This is a genomic window from Pseudomonas sp. LBUM1662 (assembly GCF_059695915.1).
Genome location: NZ_CP166793.1, coordinates 5,430,131 through 5,450,462, shown reverse-complemented (window position 1 = coordinate 5,450,462; position 20,332 = coordinate 5,430,131). Strand labels below are relative to the sequence as shown.

10 protein-coding genes are annotated in these 20,332 nt (G+C 57.8%); 5 read left to right on the top strand and 5 right to left on the bottom strand.

From position 1 onward, the window contains the following. Window positions 1-16: 16 nt before the first annotated feature. Together ACA049_RS24705 and ACA049_RS24700 are read right to left on the bottom strand one after the other, a co-directional pair. Complete coding sequence (locus ACA049_RS24705) at window positions 17-4,951, bottom strand: NEL-type E3 ubiquitin ligase domain-containing protein (RefSeq protein WP_497336968.1); 4,935 nt, start codon at window positions 4,949-4,951, stop codon at window positions 17-19. A 274-nt stretch (window positions 4,952-5,225) separates the two neighbouring features. Continuing rightward, the gene (locus ACA049_RS24700; protein WP_497336966.1) at window positions 5,226-8,342 is read right to left on the bottom strand and encodes a transglycosylase domain-containing protein; all 3,117 of its coding nucleotides are present in this window, start codon (window positions 8,340-8,342) and stop codon (window positions 5,226-5,228) included. 593 nt (window positions 8,343-8,935) lie between these two features. On the opposite strand from ACA049_RS24700, the gene ACA049_RS24695 reads away from it, so the two are divergent. After that, the gene (locus tag ACA049_RS24695; RefSeq protein WP_497330566.1) at window positions 8,936-10,357 is read left to right on the top strand and encodes an amino acid permease; all 1,422 of its coding nucleotides are present in this window, start codon (window positions 8,936-8,938) and stop codon (window positions 10,355-10,357) included. A 1,518-nt stretch (window positions 10,358-11,875) separates the two neighbouring features. On the opposite strand, the gene ACA049_RS24690 is transcribed toward ACA049_RS24695, so the two are convergent. After that, window positions 11,876-13,000 carry an OpgC family protein gene (locus ACA049_RS24690; protein ID WP_497330564.1) on the bottom strand — a complete coding sequence of 375 codons (1,125 nt, stop codon included), beginning with the start codon at window positions 12,998-13,000 and terminating at the stop codon, window positions 11,876-11,878. 248 nt (window positions 13,001-13,248) lie between these two features. On the opposite strand from ACA049_RS24690, the gene ACA049_RS24685 reads away from it, so the two are divergent. The 3 genes from ACA049_RS24685 (at window position 13,249) to ACA049_RS24675 (ending at window position 16,756) form a co-directional block, all read left to right on the top strand. Further along, on the top strand, window positions 13,249-14,754 hold the full coding sequence (locus ACA049_RS24685; RefSeq protein ID WP_497330562.1) for a glucosyltransferase domain-containing protein: 1,506 nt from the start codon (window positions 13,249-13,251) through the stop codon (window positions 14,752-14,754). 119 nt (window positions 14,755-14,873) lie between these two features. Then, the gene (locus ACA049_RS24680) at window positions 14,874-15,248 is read left to right on the top strand and encodes a GtrA family protein (RefSeq protein ID WP_497330560.1); all 375 of its coding nucleotides are present in this window, start codon (window positions 14,874-14,876) and stop codon (window positions 15,246-15,248) included. Next, window positions 15,245-16,756 (top strand): glucosyltransferase domain-containing protein, encoded by a 1,512-nt coding sequence (locus ACA049_RS24675; protein ID WP_497330558.1) that lies wholly within the window; start codon window positions 15,245-15,247, stop codon window positions 16,754-16,756. The genes ACA049_RS24680 and ACA049_RS24675 overlap by 4 nt, the downstream gene beginning before the upstream one ends. 24 nt (window positions 16,757-16,780) lie before the next feature. Here ACA049_RS24675 and ACA049_RS24670 read toward each other — a convergent pair whose 3' ends face one another. Next, window positions 16,781-18,400 (bottom strand): FMN-binding glutamate synthase family protein, encoded by a 1,620-nt coding sequence (locus ACA049_RS24670; RefSeq protein WP_497330556.1) that lies wholly within the window; start codon window positions 18,398-18,400, stop codon window positions 16,781-16,783. A gap of 151 nt (window positions 18,401-18,551) precedes the next feature. After that, a complete protein-coding gene (locus tag ACA049_RS24665) occupies window positions 18,552-19,352 on the bottom strand; it encodes a helix-turn-helix transcriptional regulator (protein WP_497330554.1) in 801 nt (266 codons plus the stop codon). A 124-nt stretch (window positions 19,353-19,476) separates the two neighbouring features. Between ACA049_RS24665 and ACA049_RS24660 the strand changes: the two genes are divergently transcribed. Further along, window positions 19,477-20,298 carry a carbon-nitrogen hydrolase family protein gene (locus tag ACA049_RS24660; protein WP_497330552.1) on the top strand — a complete coding sequence of 274 codons (822 nt, stop codon included), beginning with the start codon at window positions 19,477-19,479 and terminating at the stop codon, window positions 20,296-20,298. Window positions 20,299-20,332 lie beyond the last annotated feature (34 nt).

Here is a 20,332-nt window from a genome sequence, read left to right as displayed (position 1 = left end):
TTCAGGGCAAGGGCTGTTACCCGGCGTTGACCAGCGCCTGTCGGGTCAATCGCCTGCTCAGCTGTTTTTCCTCGTAGCCGATGTCATTCAGTAATGCGCCGTAGACCTCGTCGGTCATTTCTTCATCGGTGAGCACACGGTTTTCCTGGACGTTCAGTTGATTGGCAAGGTCCAGCAGCCGCTTCTTGAGCGCCTGTCTTTGCGCAATCACCTGTCCTTTGGAATTCGCCCAGGAACGCTGGGCCTCGCGCAATTCATCCAGGTGATCGGTTCTGGTTTCATACGTCCGGGCATTGCGCCTGAAGTCCGAGGGATACGTGTCATGCAGGTATTTTTCCCAGAACGATTGCTCGATCATGTGATTGATCAGACCGTCGCCGTCTTCCATCGACATCACGGTATCGAAGGCCGTATCGAGCGTTTTGGCGCTCACGCCGGCAATGGGTTGATAGAGCATGGTCTCTGATTGCCAAGGCAAGCCGAGACGCTGGGCAAGGCCGGTCTCGTAGGCGAGGAACACTTCGACTTCATCGGGATTACCTTGTCGGCTGGCGAAATCCGCCCGGGCGATGTCATCCACCCGTTCGAGGCGCGCGGCGCCTTTGGCCAAGGTCACCAGCTTGCTTTCCAGGATCGCAGTCGATGTCGACTGGGCATAGGCCTCGCTGACCAGGACTTTGATCCCCATGTTGTTGAATACCTGGGCGCCCGCGTCAGCGCAGGTTGTCGGCGCGGTCGCCATTTCAAACAACTCTTTGCGCAACGTCGTGTCCAGGTCGATGGCCTCGATCATTCGCCATACGCGGTCACTCAGCTGTTTGCGCCGCTCGCCACCGGCACGGTAGTCGGCCGACTCGGTCTGCTTCTGGATCAAGCTGAAGAACCCTCGGGAGTGTGGCTCGGTCATCAGGTCGTGCCAGGCTTCTACCCTGAAGATGCCCACGCCCGCGGCCTTGTCACTCCACCATCGGGAGTCGTCGGACATGGGCCACTGATCGATCGCATGCTCGGCAATGGCCGAATAAGGGCGATCAGGGCTGATGCCCACTGATCGTCGGTAGTCTTTGTAAACAATCAGATTGGCGTCTGAAAGGTCTGTCGGAAACAGTCGCGTACGGGCCACGAGGCGCGCGGCCTCCGAACCGGGAACGACCACGGGGATGTCGCGCAACGGGTTTTGCATCAGGTCCAGATAAAACCCTCTCGGGCGATGCCTTGCGAACAGTCCGTCAGGCCAAGCGGTTGCGCCGGTGTTGCTCAAACTCAGAATCTTCAGTTTCGGCATGCGTTCGACGTTCGGCAGCAGACCCAACTGCGGGTTGTCATCGAGCCTGAGCGTTTCCATGTGCGTCAAATGCCGCAGTTGCTCGACGGCTGACCGGGTCAACCGGATCCGGTTGTTCATCAAGCGTAGCGTGCGGAGGAAATGCATTTTGCCAATCGTTACCGGCAGCTTTTCCAATCCGCAGCCACGGGCACTCAGTTGCCGAAGATCAGGAAAATCCTTCAACAGCCCTGTGGCGCTGGTGGAAAAGCCGGTGCGGTCCAGATTCAGCGTACTGACCTGGTCGAGGTAGTACTTGAGGTCAGGCAGCTCACTCCACCACAGCTCCAGATCGAGCGTGTTGAACTCCGTTGAAAGGTCCAGCACATACCCGCCTTCGAGTGTGGCGCTGCGCTCGCCAAAAGCCTTCGATTTTCTTTGAAAACAGGCGATGAGCCGCTCGCAAATGTGCCGCCCGCCACCACTCACGAACCCGTCACGATCCGGGCCCCAGGTTTCAGGTTGGCGACGCCGCCATTTGTTGAGTGTGACTTGAAGATCGTAGAGTTCGCGGTCAAGTCTATCGATGGTCTTGCGCGCCTGAGGTTCTTCGCCCAGCGAGCGGACAAAGGTGCTGATTTCGCGCTCGTTCAAGTGTGGGTAAATACCCTGCACCCGTTCCTCCAGAGTGGCCCTCTGAATGGAAAAGCCAGGGCCACGCAACAGCAGCAAGGTGTCCGGGTCGCCGATCGGGCGAATCGGCGGCTCTGCCAGGGCAATCCGGCGCTCGGCCGGGGCTTCGGTTTTGACCAGCACCCATTGTTTGAACGATGCTCCCTGGCCGGGTTGATACCCCAGTTGCAGGCGTTTGCTGACCGGCAGGGCGTTGAGTACCGATTCGTAAAAGTCGTCGGCGTCATGCAGTTTGTGGTTGTCGGCGTCCCACACTTCGTACCGTGTGCCGCTGTCCTTGATCAATACCCGGATGACCGACGCATCTTCTGCTCCTACGCTGCACCGTAGCGGCCCGATGTCGGAGCCCTGGCGGACATCGATGCGCAAATCGCCGAATGCGTCGGTGTGAATCCTGAGCGCATTCAGCACCAGTCGCTCGGTCTCAGGCACCCAGCGCGCATCATCGTTAAAACCTTCATAGGCATGGTTGGCGCGGGTTTCGAAGGCTGCTTCACGCGCCTGGTTTTTCAGGTCCAGTGGCAGGCGGTTGTCCTGTGTCATGCGTTCGAGCTCTGCGTTGCTGGCACTGTTGAGCAGTACGGTTGCCGCTCGGGTCGGTAGCTCGGGAGCCACGTCGCGCAGTTGTCGCACCTGTGGGTTAACGCTCGTTTGTGCGGCTTGATAGCGCTGATTGAAGATATCGGGTCGCAGGCGGTCTGCCTCGTCAGCCAGTTGATTGCGCAGCGCCTGGAGCTGTTCTTCCTGGGCGACACCCGGGCCGAGCAGCGCTTGAAGTTCTTCTTCGCTCAGGAATTCGACGAGTTGTTTCGGCAGGTCACCCTGCATGAGACGCGACAGACTGGTGGCGAGCGTCTGTTCGTCGCTCGCCAGGTCATTACCGTAGGTGCGGAAGCGGCCCGTCAGTTCGGTGTTTTCGTAGACTCTCAGGGCCTTGTCCGAGGGCCAGCCTTCAAGGTAGGTCGCCAGCGGTTCGCACCAGTAAGAAGCGGGGTCTATGGGCCGTCCGCCGCGAATATCCTCAATTGCCTGCTCGGTTTGCTGCTGAATGTCTGCGCGATCAAGGCCGTCGGCAAGCAACGGGGGCGGGGCGGTGTTTTCGACGTACATTTGCCGTAATGCCGCTGCTTCGGTGCCGCTGGCAACGCGAATTTGCTCCAGCTGCACATCGTTGAAACCGTCGACGCGGTGACCGAGACGCCGCATCAGTGTCGGGTGGCCCCAGTCTCGCGGGCTCTGCGCTTCATGTGTCCAGGCGCCGAAACCGTTGTGTTGTAGCTCGGGTAAATAGGCCTCGCTGCGATGGGGGTGTTTGACGCAATAGTTGCCCGTTTTCGGGTCTGTTTGCACGACGTAATGTTTTTGATCCAGGGGCAGAATCTTCAGACCTTCATGGGTGTGCAAACCCAATGCGTCAGGTCTGGAATCAGACGGCAACTCGATGTTCGGCTGCTCATAGGGCTTGAGGTCGGGATGCCACAAGCGCTGCTGGCCGTTGGGCAGTTCCACCGGTTTCATGCCTTCGATCAACGGTGAAAGTTTCAAGCGAGCGACCTCGCCGATCTTCACACCGGCCGCAAACGCCGCCAATTGAATGACATCCGTCACCACGCCGACGATATGCTCGGCGGCTTCTGTCCACAGCCCCAACGTCATGTCGACGATGCCTTCGATGACATCGTTGGCGATCTGATAGGCGGTGTAGACCATCATCAATTCCCCCAACCCCGGCACGAACGGTGTGATGACCATCAGGGCGACATTGAAGATGTCCGAGGCTATTTTCTTGAAGTTCTCCCACCAGGCCCATCGGGCATCGCGATCGGTGTCGGCGGTGGGCACGGCGATGTGTCGGGCGTCATTGAGGATCTTGTTCAGTTTCTGCTCAAAGCGGTGTTCCCAGAACTCGCTGCGGATCGGTGCAGCGCTGAAACGAAGATTGGGTGGGTCGACCGGGACTTCCCGCCAACTGGGGCCGGGATCCAGCGGTTCTTTCTGATGCCATTTCACCTCGAACAGACGCTGTTGCAGCCCGCCGAAAAAATGCCCTCGCTCTGACTGATCGACGAACCGGCTGAAGTATTGGCGATAAGTCATACCGGCGGACGGAATGACTTTGTTGTCACGCAGCTGGCGAGTCAGTTCATTCATGAAGGCGACCGTGGACGAATACTCTTTCAGCGGATGCTCAGGGTCCTGCGGGACATACGCGAATATCGGTACGTCGCCGCGAGTACGCTCCAGGTCCGGTGTAATCAACACGATCCCGGCCAGGCGGATATCCAGAACGGACAGTTCAGCGAAATGCATCACCCGGCCTTTGCGCGTGAGGTTGCGCTGGCCATTGAGCATCTTCAGGATCAGGTCACTCGCGTCGGCATCAATGTCGCCAGTTATCAGCGCGTGATGAGCGGCTGCTTTGAAGGCCGCTTTCTCGCTTTCGATGATGTTGAGTTGCAAAAAACGCTTCGCGACAGCGTCGGCAGGCAGCAAGCGGTCTTTAAGGTAACGGGCATAACGCGCACCGATGTCCAGCTCGCGACACAGGGTCTGGAACTGGGCGACGGACATTTTGCGTTTGACCGGCAGGACGTCGAAGAGACCGCGTTTATCGGGCGTGCTGATGAAGTCGGAATCCGCCTCGCAGGTTTCGGTACGTGCGAAGTTGTGTAAGGCGGCGTTCAGCAGTGAGACGGTTCGGGTGACAACGCCGCGGGAAATGTCGATGGCAAACCAGGGGCGCTCTTTGGGTAAATAAAGATGTAAGCAAGTTGTTCTTACATCGACATCAACGCCGTACTGTTTCTTCAATGCATCGGTGAGCAAGGGTTCGGCAAAGTCATCAACGTTTTGTAACGCTTCAATAAACCGATCCACCTTGTTCTGAGCGGACCAGAGTTGGAGGTTGGCTTCTTGTAACTGTGTGTGATCGAGTGTTTCAGCCGTCTTGATCCATTGTCCGGGCAGCGTTTTCGTGAGGCCCAACTCCCGCACCCTGCGCAATGAGGCGTCCTTGAACGTTGGGTGGATTCGACTGTTGATGAAATCGTAGTGACGGCCCTTAGGGTCGTCTGTCACCGGTTGGCGAACAGCTTTACGTCCTTGTAAATCTGACATTGTTTTTATCAGCCTTGAGCCGTGATAGAAGACAACAGCCTATCTTTCATCGCTCAAAGTAAAAGTCTGAATTACTGCTGTCAGGCCCCTGTGGACAGTGCCGAAAGCATTCGGATTATCCATGCCGAAAATAATTAATTACCACCTGCGATCAGCGCCGGGCGACCTCAACCGGCAGGCATCCGGTGTGACCTCCCGGTTGCAGGTACGGTGTCAGAATCGGCGCCATGCCTTTGAGCACTTGCACCGGCAACGCGGAGGTGAATTTAAAGGCTTCGGCCGTGCGCCCCGGCACGAACGCGGTCAAGGTGCCAAAGTGGTTGTCGCCGATGAAGAACACGAAGGTCGCCGTGCGGTTGATCGACTTCGAACTCAGAATTCGCCCGCCGGAGCCGATGGCTTCGATGCGGTTATCCCCGGTCCCGGTCTTGCCGCCCATGGCCAAGGGTTTGCCATCGGGCGTGATGAAACTGCCGGAAACACGTTTGGCCGTACCGGCATCCACCACTTGCGACAAGGCCTCGCGCATGGCCGCGGCCACTTCGGAAGGCATCACCCGTTTGCCGGCAACCGGGTCATTGATCAGCTTGGTTTCGTAAGGCGTATTCGCCGCGAAATGCAGGGTGTCGATGCGCAATGTCGGCATGCGCACACCGTCGTTGAGGATGGTGCCGATCAACTCGCCCAATGCCGCCGGACGGTCGCCGGAGCTGCCGATGGCGGTGGCCAGCGACGGCACCAGGTGATCGAACGGGTAACCGACTTTCTGCCAGCGCTGATGGATGTCGAGGAAGGCTTCGATCTCCAGCATGGTGCGGATACGGCTGTCACGGGCGCCCTTGTGACGGCTTTTGAACAGCCAACTGTAGACTTCCTGACGCTCGAACTGACTGGCTTTGACGATCTGGCTCCACTTCGCATCCGGGTTGTTCAGCAGGTAGCCCATCAGCCACAGGTCCAGCGGGTGAACCTTGGCAATGAAACCCTGATCCGGCAGGTCATAGGCGCCGGGGCTGTAATTCTCGTAGAGCCGTTGCAGGCGTTCATCGGTGAGTTTTTCGGTGAGCTTCGCGCCTTTGAGGTGCGAGCGCACGAAGGTGTTGAAGCTTTCCTGACTGGCCTGTGGCAGCAAATAACGGTGCACCGCCGCCATGCGAATCGGCGTCGGGCGCATGCTGTCGAGGAAGGTGTCGAGCCGTGCCTGGGTGTCCTTGTTTTTGTATTTCTTCCAGAACTTCAGCAGGAACGAGGTGCCTTCGCGGTCGGCGAAATTGGCCAGGTATTCCTGACGCCGTGGGTCGCGATCGTCCTTGAGCAATTCGGCGCTGTTGTTGGGGCCGGAATACGTGGTGTAGCGCACCAGATCACGCATCAGCCGAATGAACGGCAGGTTGATCGATTCGCGCAGGGCATCACGCAAGGTCGGAATGCGGCCGTTGTCTTCCTTGCGGAAGTTGACGAAGGTGTGCAGCCCGCCGCCAGTAAAAAAGGCTTCGCCGGGACTGGCGGAATACTTGCGGTCCAGGGCGGCGCCCAGCATGGCCGGCAGATTGCGGTCTTTGTTCTGAATCAGGTAATCGACGGCCCAACGGCTCAGGCGATCCTGATCCGGGATGTCGACTTTCTTCAATTCCGGGACCGTCATGTCGGCATATTTATCGTGCAGCTCGGCCATGATTTGCAGGTAGGTGGTCAGCACGCGCATTTTCGCGGTGGAGCCCAGCTCCAGCTTGCTGCCCTCGTTGATATCGAACGGCTGGTCGGTGCTGTCGGTCTGCACCCGTACCCGCGCGCCATCCGGCGTCAGTTCAAACAGCGTGAAGCTGTAACGCACCTGGGTGGTGCTGGTGGGGGTGAGCAAGCGTTCACCCATCAGACCGATTTGTGTCGCAAACACCGGGTCGGCCAGGTGCTTGAGGTATTCGGTGGCCTGGGTCTGCAAATCGCCTTGCAGGGTGCTGGTGGCCGACAGGTCGAGGCGGTCGAGGTCGTACAGCGGACGATTGAGCAGCCCGCCCAGGCGGCTGCGCGCCACGCTGATGCCTTTGTTGGTTTCGATCGGCTGAATGGTCGGCTGGGTCTGCCAGTCACGGTAGGTCACCTGGCTGGCCAGGGCGGCGGCGGCGAAGGGCGCATCGATCACGCCATTGGCTGCCAGCAGGCGGATGTGGCTGTCGGTGAGGTCGGCTAGTTCATCATGACCCTTGGTCAGGTAGTGAGAAGGGCGACGCTGGGCGATCATCAGCGACAGCATCTCACGCAGGGCCAGGCCTTTTTCGGCCATGCTCTTGGGATCTGTGTCGGTGCTGGCCAGCCGTTCGTTGGCCTTGTTGAAATCGGCGCCGTACCAGACGCGCAAGCCCTCGGCCATGCCATGCACTTCACCGTGGCCCGGCACCGCCGACAGCGGCACGCTGTTGAGGTAGTCGCGCACCACATTTTGCCGGGCCTGCAAAGTTTCCGGGCCCGCTTGATAAGCCCGCACCGTGGCGGAAATCATCTGCCGGATCTTTTCCGCGCCCGACACCGTCAGGCCATCGGGCGAGTGCCGATACTTTTCAAGTTGCGTCGCCAGCGTACTGCCACCCGCCGACTGGCCTGGCAGGTGAACAAGCTTGGCAATCTGGGACCAGATCGCCATGCCGAACCGCGGCCAGTCCACGGCGGGGTTGGCCAAGGGTTGCTTGGGGTCGAGCAAAAAGCGGTTCTCGATAAACAACAGACTGCTGACCACCACTGGCGGAATCGACTCAAAGCTCGAATACAGCTGTTGTGGGTATTTGTACTGATAAAGCGGTGCTGCACGGCAATCGGTAATCGACAATCCCGCCTGGATTTTCTCCGCGTAGGGCACGAAAAAGCCGTTGTCGGTGTAGTCCATCAGCTTTGGCGAGAAGCGGGTTTGTGACGCAATGACGTAGTCGCGCTTGAGCAGCCGCGGCAGGAATTCACCCAGCGAGCTGTAACCCAAACGCAAGTCGAACGGGCCTGCGCCCGGATAGCGAATGGCGTCGCTGGGGCCGGGTTGCATCTCGTAACTCAGGGAGGCGGCGAATTTGCTGACCTCGCGAGATTGAAACTTCGAGGTGCGCATTTCCTTGGCAGCGGCAAGCCCCAGGACAATCAGAATAATCACCAGCAACAACCAAAACGCCCCCCAACCGTGCGTCACACGACTGCCAGGAGGTTTTTCAGGTATAGGCGCTTCATCCACACGTTCAGTCGGAACCACAGTTTTACTCGTATCGGTTTGCCATAACGCGCCCATAGTCGACTGATCCATTCACGCAGATTGATCGGACTTGTCTGAAGCTTAGTCGGTGGTTGGCGATGGTGAAAAAATTGTGGACACGGTTGTCGCGAATTTCCGGATCCAGCCCGCGCCCCTGTAGGAGCTGTCGAGTGAAACGAGGCTGCGATCTTTTGATCTTGATCTTTTTAAAAGCAAGATCAAAAGATCGCAGCCTCGTTTCACTCGACAGCTCCTACAGGCGGAAATTGGTCGAAAGGCTTGAGATAGAGCCATCTATAAGCAAATGTTGGTGGGGCAGGGGCATGACGATGCACCAATGCTGTGCAATACTCGCCGCCGTTTCAGCGGTGAATAATCCTACAAAAACCAGGTAATGCCCCTCCGCAAACCGGGCTTTTCCCGAGAGTTCTGGCTGAATGTTGGGGTTTATAGAGTGAAAAACCCTTTACGAAGCTTTTTATACTGCACGCCCCGCTGATCTTGCAGGTTGTGTCCTGCAAGACGGGTTTGCTCACGAAGCAGGCCCGGTTTCTCAGAAGCAATGGCTTACCGGTCAGCGCTTTGTTACTCGGTGGTCATATCCAATAACAAGACGAGGTTGTACCCCTATGCCAGTCGGCAATCACCTGCCCCACGGCGAGACCGCTCAGGGCGGCCCGCTTAAACGCGAACTCGGCGAACGGCATATTCGCTTGATGGCGCTCGGAGCCTGTATCGGCGTCGGTCTGTTCCTCGGTTCGGCCAAGGCCATCGAAATGGCCGGTCCCGCGATCATGCTGTCCTACATCATCGGCGGTCTGGCGATCCTGGTGATCATGCGCGCCCTCGGCGAAATGGCTGTGCACAACCCGGTCGCCGGCTCCTTCAGCCGTTACGCCCAAGACTACCTCGGCCCCTTGGCTGGCTTCCTCACCGGCTGGAATTACTGGTTCCTGTGGCTGGTGACCTGCGTCGCGGAAATCACAGCAGTGGCTGTGTACATGGGTGTCTGGTTCCCCGATGTGCCGCGCTGGATCTGGGCGCTCGCCGCGTTGATCAGCATGGGCTCGATCAACCTGATCGCGGTGAAAGCCTTCGGTGAGTTCGAGTTCTGGTTCGCCCTGATCAAAATCGTCACCATCATTGCGATGGTGGTCGGCGGCATCGGCGTGATCGCGTTCGGCTTCGGCAACGACGGCGTGGCTTTGGGGATTTCCAATCTCTGGGCCCACGGCGGCTTCATGCCCAACGGCGTGCAAGGCGTGTTGATGTCCCTGCAAATGGTGATGTTCGCCTACCTCGGCGTCGAGATGATCGGCCTGACCGCCGGTGAAGCGAAGAACCCGCAGAAGACCATTCCTAACGCAATCGGCTCGGTGTTCTGGCGGATTCTGCTGTTCTACGTCGGCGCGTTGTTCGTGATCCTGTCGATCTACCCGTGGAACGAAATCGGCACCCAGGGCAGTCCGTTCGTGATGACCTTCGAGCGTCTGGGCATCAAGACCGCCGCCGGCATCATCAACTTCGTGGTGATCACCGCAGCGCTGTCGTCCTGCAACGGCGGCATCTTCAGCACCGGGCGCATGCTCTACAGCCTGGCGCAGAATGGCCAGGCCCCGGCCGGTTTTGCCAAGACCTCGAACAATGGCGTACCACGTCGCGCGTTGCTGCTGTCGATCGGCGCGTTGCTGTTGGGCGTGCTGCTCAACTACCTGGTGCCTGAGAAAGTCTTCGTCTGGGTGACGGCGATTGCCACCTTCGGCGCGATCTGGACCTGGGTGATGATCCTGCTGGCCCAGCTCAAGTTCCGCAAAGGCCTGAGTGCCAGCGAACGTGCCGGCCTGAAATACAAGATGTGGCTGTACCCGGTCAGCTCGTACCTGGCGCTGGCGTTTTTGGTGCTGGTGGTCGGCCTGATGGCGTACTTCCCGGACACGCGTGTGGCGCTGTATGTGGGACCTGCATTCCTGGTGCTGCTGACGGTGTTGTTCTACGTGTTCAAGCTGCAACCGACCAATGTGTCGCAAGGTGCGGTGCATTCGGCTTCATAAGTCGTAACGCCTGAAACGCAAAAGCCCCGCGCTCTTTAAAGAGGCGGGGCTTTTTACGTTTTGAAGATCAAAGGATCGCAGCCTCGTTTCACTCGACAGCTCCTACAGGAATCGCGATCGACGAACGTACGCGCAAGACCGACCAACACCTTTCCCTGTAGGAGCTGTCGAGTGAAACGAGGCTGCGATCTTTTGACGTTAAGCAGCCACCACCGATATTCGCGTATTAAAGGTGCGGTGCGTTCGGCTTCATAAGTCGTAACGCCTGAAACGCAAGCGTTTGAAGATCAAAGGATCGCAGCCTCGTTTCACTCGACAGCTCCTACAGGAATCGCGATCGACGAACGTACGCGCAAGACCGACCAACACCTTTCCCTGTAGGAGCTGTCGAGTGAAACGAGGCTGCGATCTTTTGACGTTAAGCAGCCACCACCGACATTCGCGTATTAAGGTGCGGTGCGTTCAGCTTCATAGGTCGTAACGCCTGAAACGCAAACGTTTTGAAGATCAAAGGATCGCAGCCTCGTTTCACTCGACAGCTCCTACAGGAATCGTGATCGATGAACGTACGCGCAAGACCGACCAACACCTTTCCCTGTAGGAGCTGTCGAGTGAAACGAGGCTGCGATCTTTTGACGTTAAGCAGCCACCACCGACATTCGCGTATTAAGGTGCGGTGCGTTCGGCTTCATAGGTCGTAACGCCTGAAACGCAAACGTTTTGAAGATCAAAGGATCGCAGCCTCGTTTCACTCGACAGCTCCTACAGGAATCGTGATCGATGAACGTACGCGCAAGACCGACCAACACCTTTCCCTGTAGGAGCTGTCGAGTGAAACGAGGCTGCGATCTTTTGACGTTAAGCGGCCACCACCGACATTCGCGTATTAAGGTGCGGTGCGTTCGGCTTCATAGGTCGTAACGCCTGAAACGCAAACGTTTTGAAGATCAAAGGATCGCAGCCTCGTTTCACTCGACAGCTCCTACAGGAATCGTGATCGATGAACGTACGCGCAAGACCGACCAACACCTTTCCCTGTAGGAGCTGTCGAGTGAAACGAGGCTGCGATCTTTTGACGTTAAGCGACCACCACCGATATTCGCGTATTAAAGGTGCGGTGCGTTCGGCTTCATAAGTCGTAACGCCTGAAACGCAAACGTTTGAAGATCAAAGGATCGCAGCCTCGTTTCACTCGACAGCTCCTACAGGAATCGTGATCGATGAACGTACGCGCAAGACCGACCAACACCTTTCCCTGTAGGAGCTGTCGAGTAAAACGAGGCTGCGATCTTTTGACGTTAAGCAGCCACCACCGACATTCGCGTATTAAGGTGCGGTGCGTTCAGCTTCATAGGTCGTAACGCCTGAAACGCAAACGTTTTGAAGATCAAAGGATCGCAGCCTCGTTTCACTCGACAGCTCCTACAGGAATCGTGATCGATGAACGTTCGCGCAAGACCGACCAACACCTTTCCCTGTAGGAGCTGTCGAGTGAAACGAGGCTGCGATCTTTTGACGTTAAGCGGCCACCACCGGCATTCGCGTATTCAACCGCTTGTTGAAATCCAGCCACATCCCCAACAACCCCATCAATCCCGCCCCCACCAACGCGGTGAAGATTTGCATGGCAAACGCATCATCGGTCAGGGCATTGACCATGTCCGCCAACGGCGCCAACAACACGCCGAGGCAGAACACTTCCAGCGAATAGCGCCCCATGCGACTGCATTGCTGTGCCAGCCAGTTCTGCGTCCAGCCTGTGTCCGGCAACAGTTTCGCCGTGACATACGCCAGCGCCAGAAAGTGCAGCAGGCGCACCGGCGACAGGTCGGTCTTGCTGATCGGGTACAACAGATTGCTCAGGCTGGTCGGTACCAACGCATCATGCAGTTGCGGCCACCGCCACAAGACGGTCAGTACACCGGCAACTACTGCGTATAACGCCGCACCCACAAACACTGGCTGACGGAGCAACGAGCGTCTGTCGGGCAACCGCGGGCGTTGCCCATGAATCGCAGCGGCACCGCCGAGTACGAACAACAGTTGCCAGGCGACGGGGTTGAAGTACCACACGCCGTCCTTGATGGCGGCCAGATTCCAGCCGAACAACGGCACCGTCAGGTACACCGCAAACGACATCGCCACCACCACCCAGGGTTTGCGCACAAATATCGGCAGCACCAGCGGCAAACCTGCCAGCAGCACGATGTAAAGCGGCAACGGGTCCATCAGGTTCGGTTTGAAGCGCAACAGCAACTCATCGATCAAGGCTTGCTGCGGGTTGCTGATGAAGTGGTGCATGCCCATCTCCTCCACCAGATCTCGGGTCTCCACGTGGCTGTTGGCGAAGAACACGATGCCCATCAGCATCGCCAGCAGGAAGATATGCACCACATACAGCACCCAGGCGCGGCGCAGGATTTTCACGCAGGCAATCAGATAACCGTCGCGCGCAAGGATCTTGCCGTAGGCCAGGACCGCCGCGTAGCCGGCGAGAAAAACGAAGATTTCGGCGGCATCGCTGAAGCCAAAATTACGCAGCGTCATTTGACCCAAAGGGTTGTGGGGCACGTGATCCCAGAAAATGAAGATCAGCGCCAGGCCGCGGAAAAAGTCGATCCGGTGATCGCGTTCAGTCGTCATGGCTGCGGGCTCTTGAACGGGTTTTGAAGTAGGAGCGCCGGCGCCACAAAAGGTTGCGCGCCGCACATTGGCGGCGCGCAGGGTGCAGGGATTCGCCGTCAATTGCAAAGTGTGGATATTACGGAATGTCTCTGCACATCGCTGAGGGGACAACCGCCTGTCTAAAAGCCGCGCAGGTCTGCGATCTCTGGCTGCCGTCGGGTTCAAAGCTTTATCGATGGAAGGCGGAATTCCCAAGAGGCGCCGGCATGAAGATCAGCGAATGGCTCGACAAAGAGCTCACCGGCCGTCAGGTTGGGTCGTTGTTTGTTTTTACGACGCTGATTTACATCCTTCCTCTGATCCTCGCCTATTTTCCCTACATCGATGACAACTGGCGTGCCCTGGCGGCCGGCACCGGTTGGGCGCAGGAGGGCCGGTTGTTCGCGCAGTGGTTCTACAACCTGCTGACCTTCAGCGGTGCCGCGCCGAATATCTTCCCGCTGCCGCTGTTGATTGCCACGCTGGCAATGAGCGCGGCTCTGACCCGGCTGACGTTTCACTACTTCCCCGAACCGACGTTTGCCCATTGCCTGGTAGTGCTGCCACTTTGGTACAACCCGTTTTTCCTGCAAAACCTGTCGTACCAATACGACGGGCCGACCATGGCCCTGAGCCTGGTGGCGGTGATCTACGCGATCACCTTTCAAAGCCCCTCGCGCGTGCGGCAACTGGTGATACCCGCCGCGCTGATTGCATTGGCGATCGGGCTTTATCAGGTCAGCTTCAATGTGTTTCTCGGGCTCTGTTGCCTGGAGCTGCTGCGGGGGGCGAACGACCAATTGCCAAGGTCCGCGTGGTGGCGCTTGATCGGCTGCAAAGTGGTTCAGGTAGGCTTGGCCGGATTGATTTATTACGCCACCGCCTATTCCTTCATGACTCAGAACCGAACCACATTATTGAACCCGTCAGCGGCGCCGTTGCTGCAAATTGAAATCAATGCGGGGCGGGTGCTGGAAAAAATCGTGCTGCTGTTCCATGGCGGCTTTGCCTGGGTATTTGCCGTGCTGTTGCTGTGCGCCATCGTCGGTGCCGTGCGCGTGGGACAGCGCGTGCTGGAGCGTGTGGACACGGGCCTGAACAGAATGGCGATCGGGGTGCTGTGTGTTTTGATCGTGCCCGTCCTGATGGTGCTGGTACCGGGGGCCTCACTGTTTTTCCGCGACTTCAATGAAGGCGCCTGCACCTTGATGGGCTTTGCAGTGGTGTTGGTGCTGCTGTTCTACCTGAGTCATCGGGCACTGGCGCCGGTGCATGAAAAGCTGCCGTTGCTGTTGCTGGTTCCGCTGCTGGCGATGCTCTCGCTGTCCTTTGCGTATGGACGGGTACTGACGTTACAAAAAACCTTCGCGACAAATGCGCTGTATGCCTTGAGCGCTGACATTGCTTCGCGCCCGGCGTTGCGCGACGCCAAGCGCATTTATATGTCGGTGACGTATTCGGATCTCTGGCTGGTGAGCGCCGCCGGGTCGTTCAAGCAGAGGCCGGTATTGCATTACCTGCTGAACATCGACTTCTACATGCTCGCGGAAAACCTGCCCAAGGCAGGCATTACCAATGTGGTCAGGGAAAAGGAACGGCGCAACGCGACGATGGTGGGTTACCAGGGTTATGCACCGCTGGTAGACAGCCTGTTCTATCGCATTTATCTGCTGGGGGATTACGGCTTTATCGTCATGAAAGAACCCGCCCGGATCCCCTCGCTGCAGTGGTGAACACCATGACCACTGGTCTGGAAGACTGCGCTACCTGTTAGTTCTTACAGTAGACGCGCAACTGTCTTCGACTTTAGGTTTGAACCGCACCTGAAACCGGAACAGTTCAAGGAACGGACATGAAAGCCTTATGGAAAGCATTCTCCACGTATGCGGTCGTTGGCGTGGCCAATACGCTCATTCATTGGCAGATCTTTTACGTTCTCACTGTCGCGGCCGAGCTGAGTCAGGCTGCCAGTAATTTTTCGGCGTTTTGTGTCGCGGGGACCTTCTCATTCTATGTGCATGCGCTTTACACGTTTGAGGCCGGGGCGTCTGTACTTCGTTATCTGTTGTATGTGTTCTTCATGGGGATCATGAGTTTTGTGGTCGGACATTACGCCGATGTCTGGAAACTCCACGGGCTGGTGACCGTCGGGTCGTTTTCGTTGTTGAGTATGGTCTGTGGGCTCTTTTTTTCGAGATTTGTCCTGTATGGCGAGCGCGACTCATGACGCCAGTACTGATGCACGGGTGGGACAAGGTACTCGACCGTCGCAAAGTGCTGCTGTTCTTTTTGTTCGCGACCTTTGTCTACATTTACCCATTAATACTTGCTGACTATTCCTACCTCGATGACAACTGGCGATCTTTGGATGCAGGAAATGGTTGGGCTGTAGAGGGAAGATTGTTTGTTGATCTGTTCTATAAAATGCTGACTTTCGGCTCGGCAGCGCCCAACATCTTTCCTTTACCTTTAATGGTCGCCACGCTGGCCATGGCTCTGGGATTGACTGGACTGACCTTCCATTTTTACCCGCAACCGACGATTTCCTGTTGCCTGGTGATGCTGCCGCTTTGGTACAACCCGTTCTTCCTGCAAAACCTTTCTTATCAATACGACGGCCCTGCTATGGCTTTGAGTCAGGTGGTCATGGTCTACGCGATCATCTTTCGTACTGCTTCGCGAACGCTGCAATTAATTGTTCCAGCCTTTCTCATTGCGTTGGGGCTGGGTTTGTACCAGATCAGCGTTAATGTATTTCTCGGACTATGTTGCCTGGAACTGCTCAGAGGTGTGAATCACAAGATTGCGTGGTCGCAGTGGTGCGGCTTGATTGGATGGAAAGTTGCACAAGTGATGCTGGCCTGGGTGATCTACTGGCTCACTGCCTATTCCTTCATGAGTCAGGATCGCGTGGTGTGGTTGAGCGTAGCTTTCGATTCTCTGCTGCAACTTGAAACCAACATCTTCCGAGTGTTGGAAGCCGTTGCACTGCTGGTTCATGGTGGATTTTCCTGGGTATTCGCTGCACTTGCACCGTTCGCCCTTGCGGGAAGTTGGCAAATAGGCGTCAACGTTCTTAAACGTCAGGATACGGCGCTAGCAAAAGCCGTGATCAGTCTGCTGTGCCTGCTTACGGTGCCCGCTGTGGTGTTTCTCGTGTCGGGTGCAGCACTGTTTTTCAAGGATTTCAATGCAGGCCTAAGGCTCTTTATGGGTTTTTCGGTATTGTTAATTCTGCTGTTCTATTTGACCCATCAGGCGTTAGCACCCCGGCATCGATTGTCGACGTTGCTTTTGATCGTTCCACTTCTGGCGATGCTCTCGCTTTCATACGCCTACGGGCGAGTGCTTACGATGCAGAAAACCTTCGAAACCAGCGTGCTTTTTGCGTTGGGGTATGACATCACCTCCAATCGGCAGCTGCGCGATGCCAAACGTATTTACCTGACAAGGACATACTCTGATTATTGGTTGGTAGCCGCTTCAGGCTCGTTTAAACAGATGCCGATATTGCGGCACCTGCTGAGCGTAAATGTTCTCATGCTTGCTGAAAATCTGACGAAGGTGGGTGTCACTAATGTGGTTGCCGAGAGAAAAACGCACCGTCCGATTCTGATTAATGATCAGGGGATTCAACCGCTGATAGAGAGCAAGTTCTACAGCATTTATCTCGTCGGGGATCAAGGCTACATCGTCGTAAAGGCGCCGGCCCCGATCCTGGAACTTCATTGGTGAAGTGTTCCTTGCGGGCTGGTTTTATCAAGCCACCGCCACCTCATTAGGCTCAAAACTGTCCGCCCGCGCCATCTGCCACATCCGCGAGTAAAACTCGCCATTCACCTCACCGGTCAGCAATTCCCCCGGTTTCAAAAACACATGCAACTGCGAGAACAGCTTGATCTCGGTCGCCGACATGCGCCGCACCAGATGCTTGGCCGACAGCTGTGAAGGATGATCGAGGCCGGCGGCTGCGAGCATTTCCGCCAAGGCCTTGAGCGTGTTGCGGTGGAAGTTGAAGACGCGCTGGGCCTTGTCCGGGACCACCAGCGCACGTTGACGCAAGGTGTCTTGAGTGGCGACGCCGGTCGGGCATTTGTTGGTGTGGCAGCTTTGCGACTGGATGCAGCCGATGGCGAACATGAAGCCGCGCGCCGAGTTGGCCCAGTCGGCACCGATGGCCAGGACGCTGGCGATGTCGAAGGCACTGACGATCTTGCCGCTGGCGCCGAGTTTGATTTTGTCCCGCAGGTTCAGGCCCACCAGCGTGTTGTGCACGAACAACAGGCCTTCACGCATCGGCACGCCGATGTGGTCGGTGAACTCCACGGGGGCGGCGCCGGTCCCGCCTTCCTTGCCGTCGACGACGATGAAATCCGGGAGAATGCCGGTTTCCAGCATGGCCTTGGCGATACCCATGAATTCCCACGGGTGACCGAGGCAGAACTTGAAGCCCACCGGTTTGCCGCCAGAGAGTTCACGCAGCTGCTGGATGAAGTGCATCAGTTCGATCGGTGTGGAAAACGCACTGTGCCGTGACGGCGAGATGCAGTCTTCACCCATCAGGATGCCGCGGGTTTCGGCGATTTCCTTGGTGACCTTGTGCTTGGGCAGGATGCCGCCGTGTCCGGGTTTGGCGCCCTGGCTCATCTTGATTTCGATCATCCGCACTTGCGGTGTTTGCGCTTGTGCGGCGAAGCGTTCCGGGTCGAAGCGCCCATCCGGGGTGCGGCAACCGAAGTAGCCGCTGCCCAGTTCCCAGGTCAGGTCGCCGCCGTTTTCCCGGTGATACGCGCTGATGCTGCCTTCGCCCGTGTCGTGGGCGAAGTTGCCGAGTTTGGCGCCCTGGTTCAACGCGCGAATGGCGTTGGCGCTGAGGGAGCCGAAGCTCATGGCCGAGATGTTGAACACCGAGGCCGAGTACGGCTGGGTGCACTGCGGGCCACCGACGATGACCCGGAAACTGTTTGGGTCGCTCAACGGTGCCGGGCGCATTGAGTGGCCGATGAATTCGAAACCCGACTGGTACACATCGATCAGCGTGCCGAAAGGTTTGTCGGCGCTTTCATTCTTGGCCCGCGAATAGACCAGCGAGCGCTGGGCGCGGGAGAAGGGCAGGGCGTCGCTGTCGGATTCGAGCAGGTATTGGCGGATCTCCGGGCGAATACCCTCAACCAGATAACGAATGTTGCCCAGGATCGGGTAGTTGCGGCGCACCGCGTGAGGGCTTTGCAGCAGGTCGAACAGGCCCACGAGGCTCAAGATGCCGGTCACCGCGGTGATCGGCCAGAGCCAGTCGTGTTCGAGGAAGGGCAGGCTGGCGAGGGTGAAGATCACGCAAGCGGCAAAGAAGGCGTAGCGGCTCAGGAGTGACAGGCTCATACGGGTTCCCTGGGTTCGGACTCGGTTAGCAGGTTCACACGGCCCCTGTAGGAGCGAAGCTTGCTCGCGAAAGCAGTGTTTCAGCCAAGATTAATTTTGAATGAAATAGCCTCTTCGCGAGCAAGCTTCGCTCCTACAGGACCGTGTTATGTCAGGCGTTTTGCGCCTGGAGGAATATCGAAAACAGCTCGGACTGGGATTTGATCCCCAGCTTGCTGTACATGTGTTTCTTATGGACTTTCACGGTTTCAACAGAGATTTCCAGCTTACGGGCGATTTCTTTACTGGAGCAACCGCTGAGCATCAAACGCCCGACATCCAGCTCCCGGGCGGTCAATTGCGCGCCCTTGAGTTGTTGCACCGACGCTTCCAGCTGCACCCGCCAGTCGCCTTGGACCTGTGGCGGTGCAAGCGCCACGACTTCGTTGATTTCATAGGGCAGGCGCTGGCGCAACAGGCCGAGCACCCACGGCTGGATCAGCGACAGCAAGGCGATCTGTTGGCCACTGAATCGCTGTTTGCTGCCCAATGACAGGCACAGCGTGCGGTCGCCTTCGAGCTGGCAATTGAACTGGATTTCATCGGCCACCACATTCAGACGAAAGTAGCGTTGGTAATACTCGGTCAGCTCGAAATGCTCCGGCGCCACTTCCGACAGGCGATAGAGCCCGGTGCGCGATTGTTCGCGGCAGGCGATGTAGAACGGGTCGAGCAGATAGAGCCCGCGCAGGTAATCCTGGAACAACTGGTCGGGGCTGCCGTCCTCGCCCGGGCATTCGGCGAACACTTGCGGGTGCTGGTCCGCGCTGAAAAGCAGCGCCACCCAGCTGTCGAAGGTCACGTACTGATCCAGCAGGCGCACCAACTGCGTCCAGAAATTGGGCTTGTCCAGAGCATCGATCAGTTGCCCGACCGAGCGGTGCCAAGCGATATCGTCTAATGAAAGTGTCATGCCTCTACCCCTATCGGGTTACCCCAGCGGCGTGATTCCCCGGCCGGTGGCTTGCTGCGCATACTGGCGCACAGACACAGACCGGGCAATCTTTCTGCTGCCCGGCCCATAACAAGGACTACCCATGAAAGTCGAACTCGCTCAGTTGGCGGGCCGTGACAACGGCACAGCGTACAACCTCGAACGCGCCCTGGCGGCCATCGCTGCCTGCAAGGCTGATACGCAGCTGATCGTCTTCCCGGAAACCCACCTGATGGGCTTTCCGTCCGCCGACACCGTGGCCCAGACCGCCGAACCACTGGATGGGCCGACCGTCAGCGCCATCGTAGCGGCTGCCCGCGAGCGCAACATCGCCGTGGTGATCGGCATGGCCGAGAACGACAACGGCCGCTTCTACAACACCACGCTGCTGATTACCCCTGAAGGCATCGCCCTGAAATACCGCAAGACGCACCTGTGGGCATCGGATCGTGGCGTGTTCGAGGCGGGTGATCGTTACGCCACCTGCGAGTGGAACGGCGTGCGGGTCGGCTTGCTGATTTGCTATGACATCGAGTTCCCGGAAACCGCCCGCGCCCTGGCGCAACTGGGCGCCGAATTGCTGATCGTCACCAACGGCAACATGGACCCTTACGGCCCGACGCACCGCACCGCGATCATGGCTCGGGCCCAGGAAAACCAGGCGTTTGCGCTGATGGTCAACCGCGTGGAAGAGAGCGATGACGGGTTGGTGTTTGCCGGCGGCAGCGCGCTCGTCGATCCGCTGGGCACGTTGATGTTCGAGGCCGGGCGCGAGGAAGGGCAGTTTGCGGTTGAGCTGGATTTCAGCCGATTGGAGGCGGCACGCAAGGACTATCGGTACCTGGATGATCAGCGGTTGAAGCTGCCGGGGGAGATTGTCGAGCGGGCTGCTGGCGTGCGGGAGTTGCTGATTCCTTTGCGCTGATCCGGATTCTGTGTCGTCAGGGCTGACGCCTTCG

Excerpts from the sequence above, each read along its gene's own strand:
- ACA049_RS24675 (WP_497330558.1), top strand. The coding sequence starts at position 15,245 with ATGACGCCAGTACTGATGCACGGGTGGGACAAGGTACTCGACCGTCGC.
- ACA049_RS24680 (WP_497330560.1), top strand. The coding sequence starts at position 14,874 with ATGAAAGCCTTATGGAAAGCATTCTCCACGTATGCGGTCGTTGGCGTG.
- ACA049_RS24690 (WP_497330564.1), bottom strand. The coding sequence starts at position 13,000 with ATGACGACTGAACGCGATCACCGGATCGACTTTTTCCGCGGCCTGGCG.
- ACA049_RS24700 (WP_497336966.1), bottom strand. The coding sequence starts at position 8,342 with ATGGGCGCGTTATGGCAAACCGATACGAGTAAAACTGTGGTTCCGACT.
- ACA049_RS24695 (WP_497330566.1), top strand. The coding sequence starts at position 8,936 with ATGCCAGTCGGCAATCACCTGCCCCACGGCGAGACCGCTCAGGGCGGC.
- ACA049_RS24665 (WP_497330554.1), bottom strand. The coding sequence starts at position 19,352 with ATGACACTTTCATTAGACGATATCGCTTGGCACCGCTCGGTCGGGCAA.
- ACA049_RS24685 (WP_497330562.1), top strand. The coding sequence starts at position 13,249 with ATGAAGATCAGCGAATGGCTCGACAAAGAGCTCACCGGCCGTCAGGTT.
- ACA049_RS24670 (WP_497330556.1), bottom strand. The coding sequence starts at position 18,400 with ATGAGCCTGTCACTCCTGAGCCGCTACGCCTTCTTTGCCGCTTGCGTG.
- ACA049_RS24660 (WP_497330552.1), top strand. The coding sequence starts at position 19,477 with ATGAAAGTCGAACTCGCTCAGTTGGCGGGCCGTGACAACGGCACAGCG.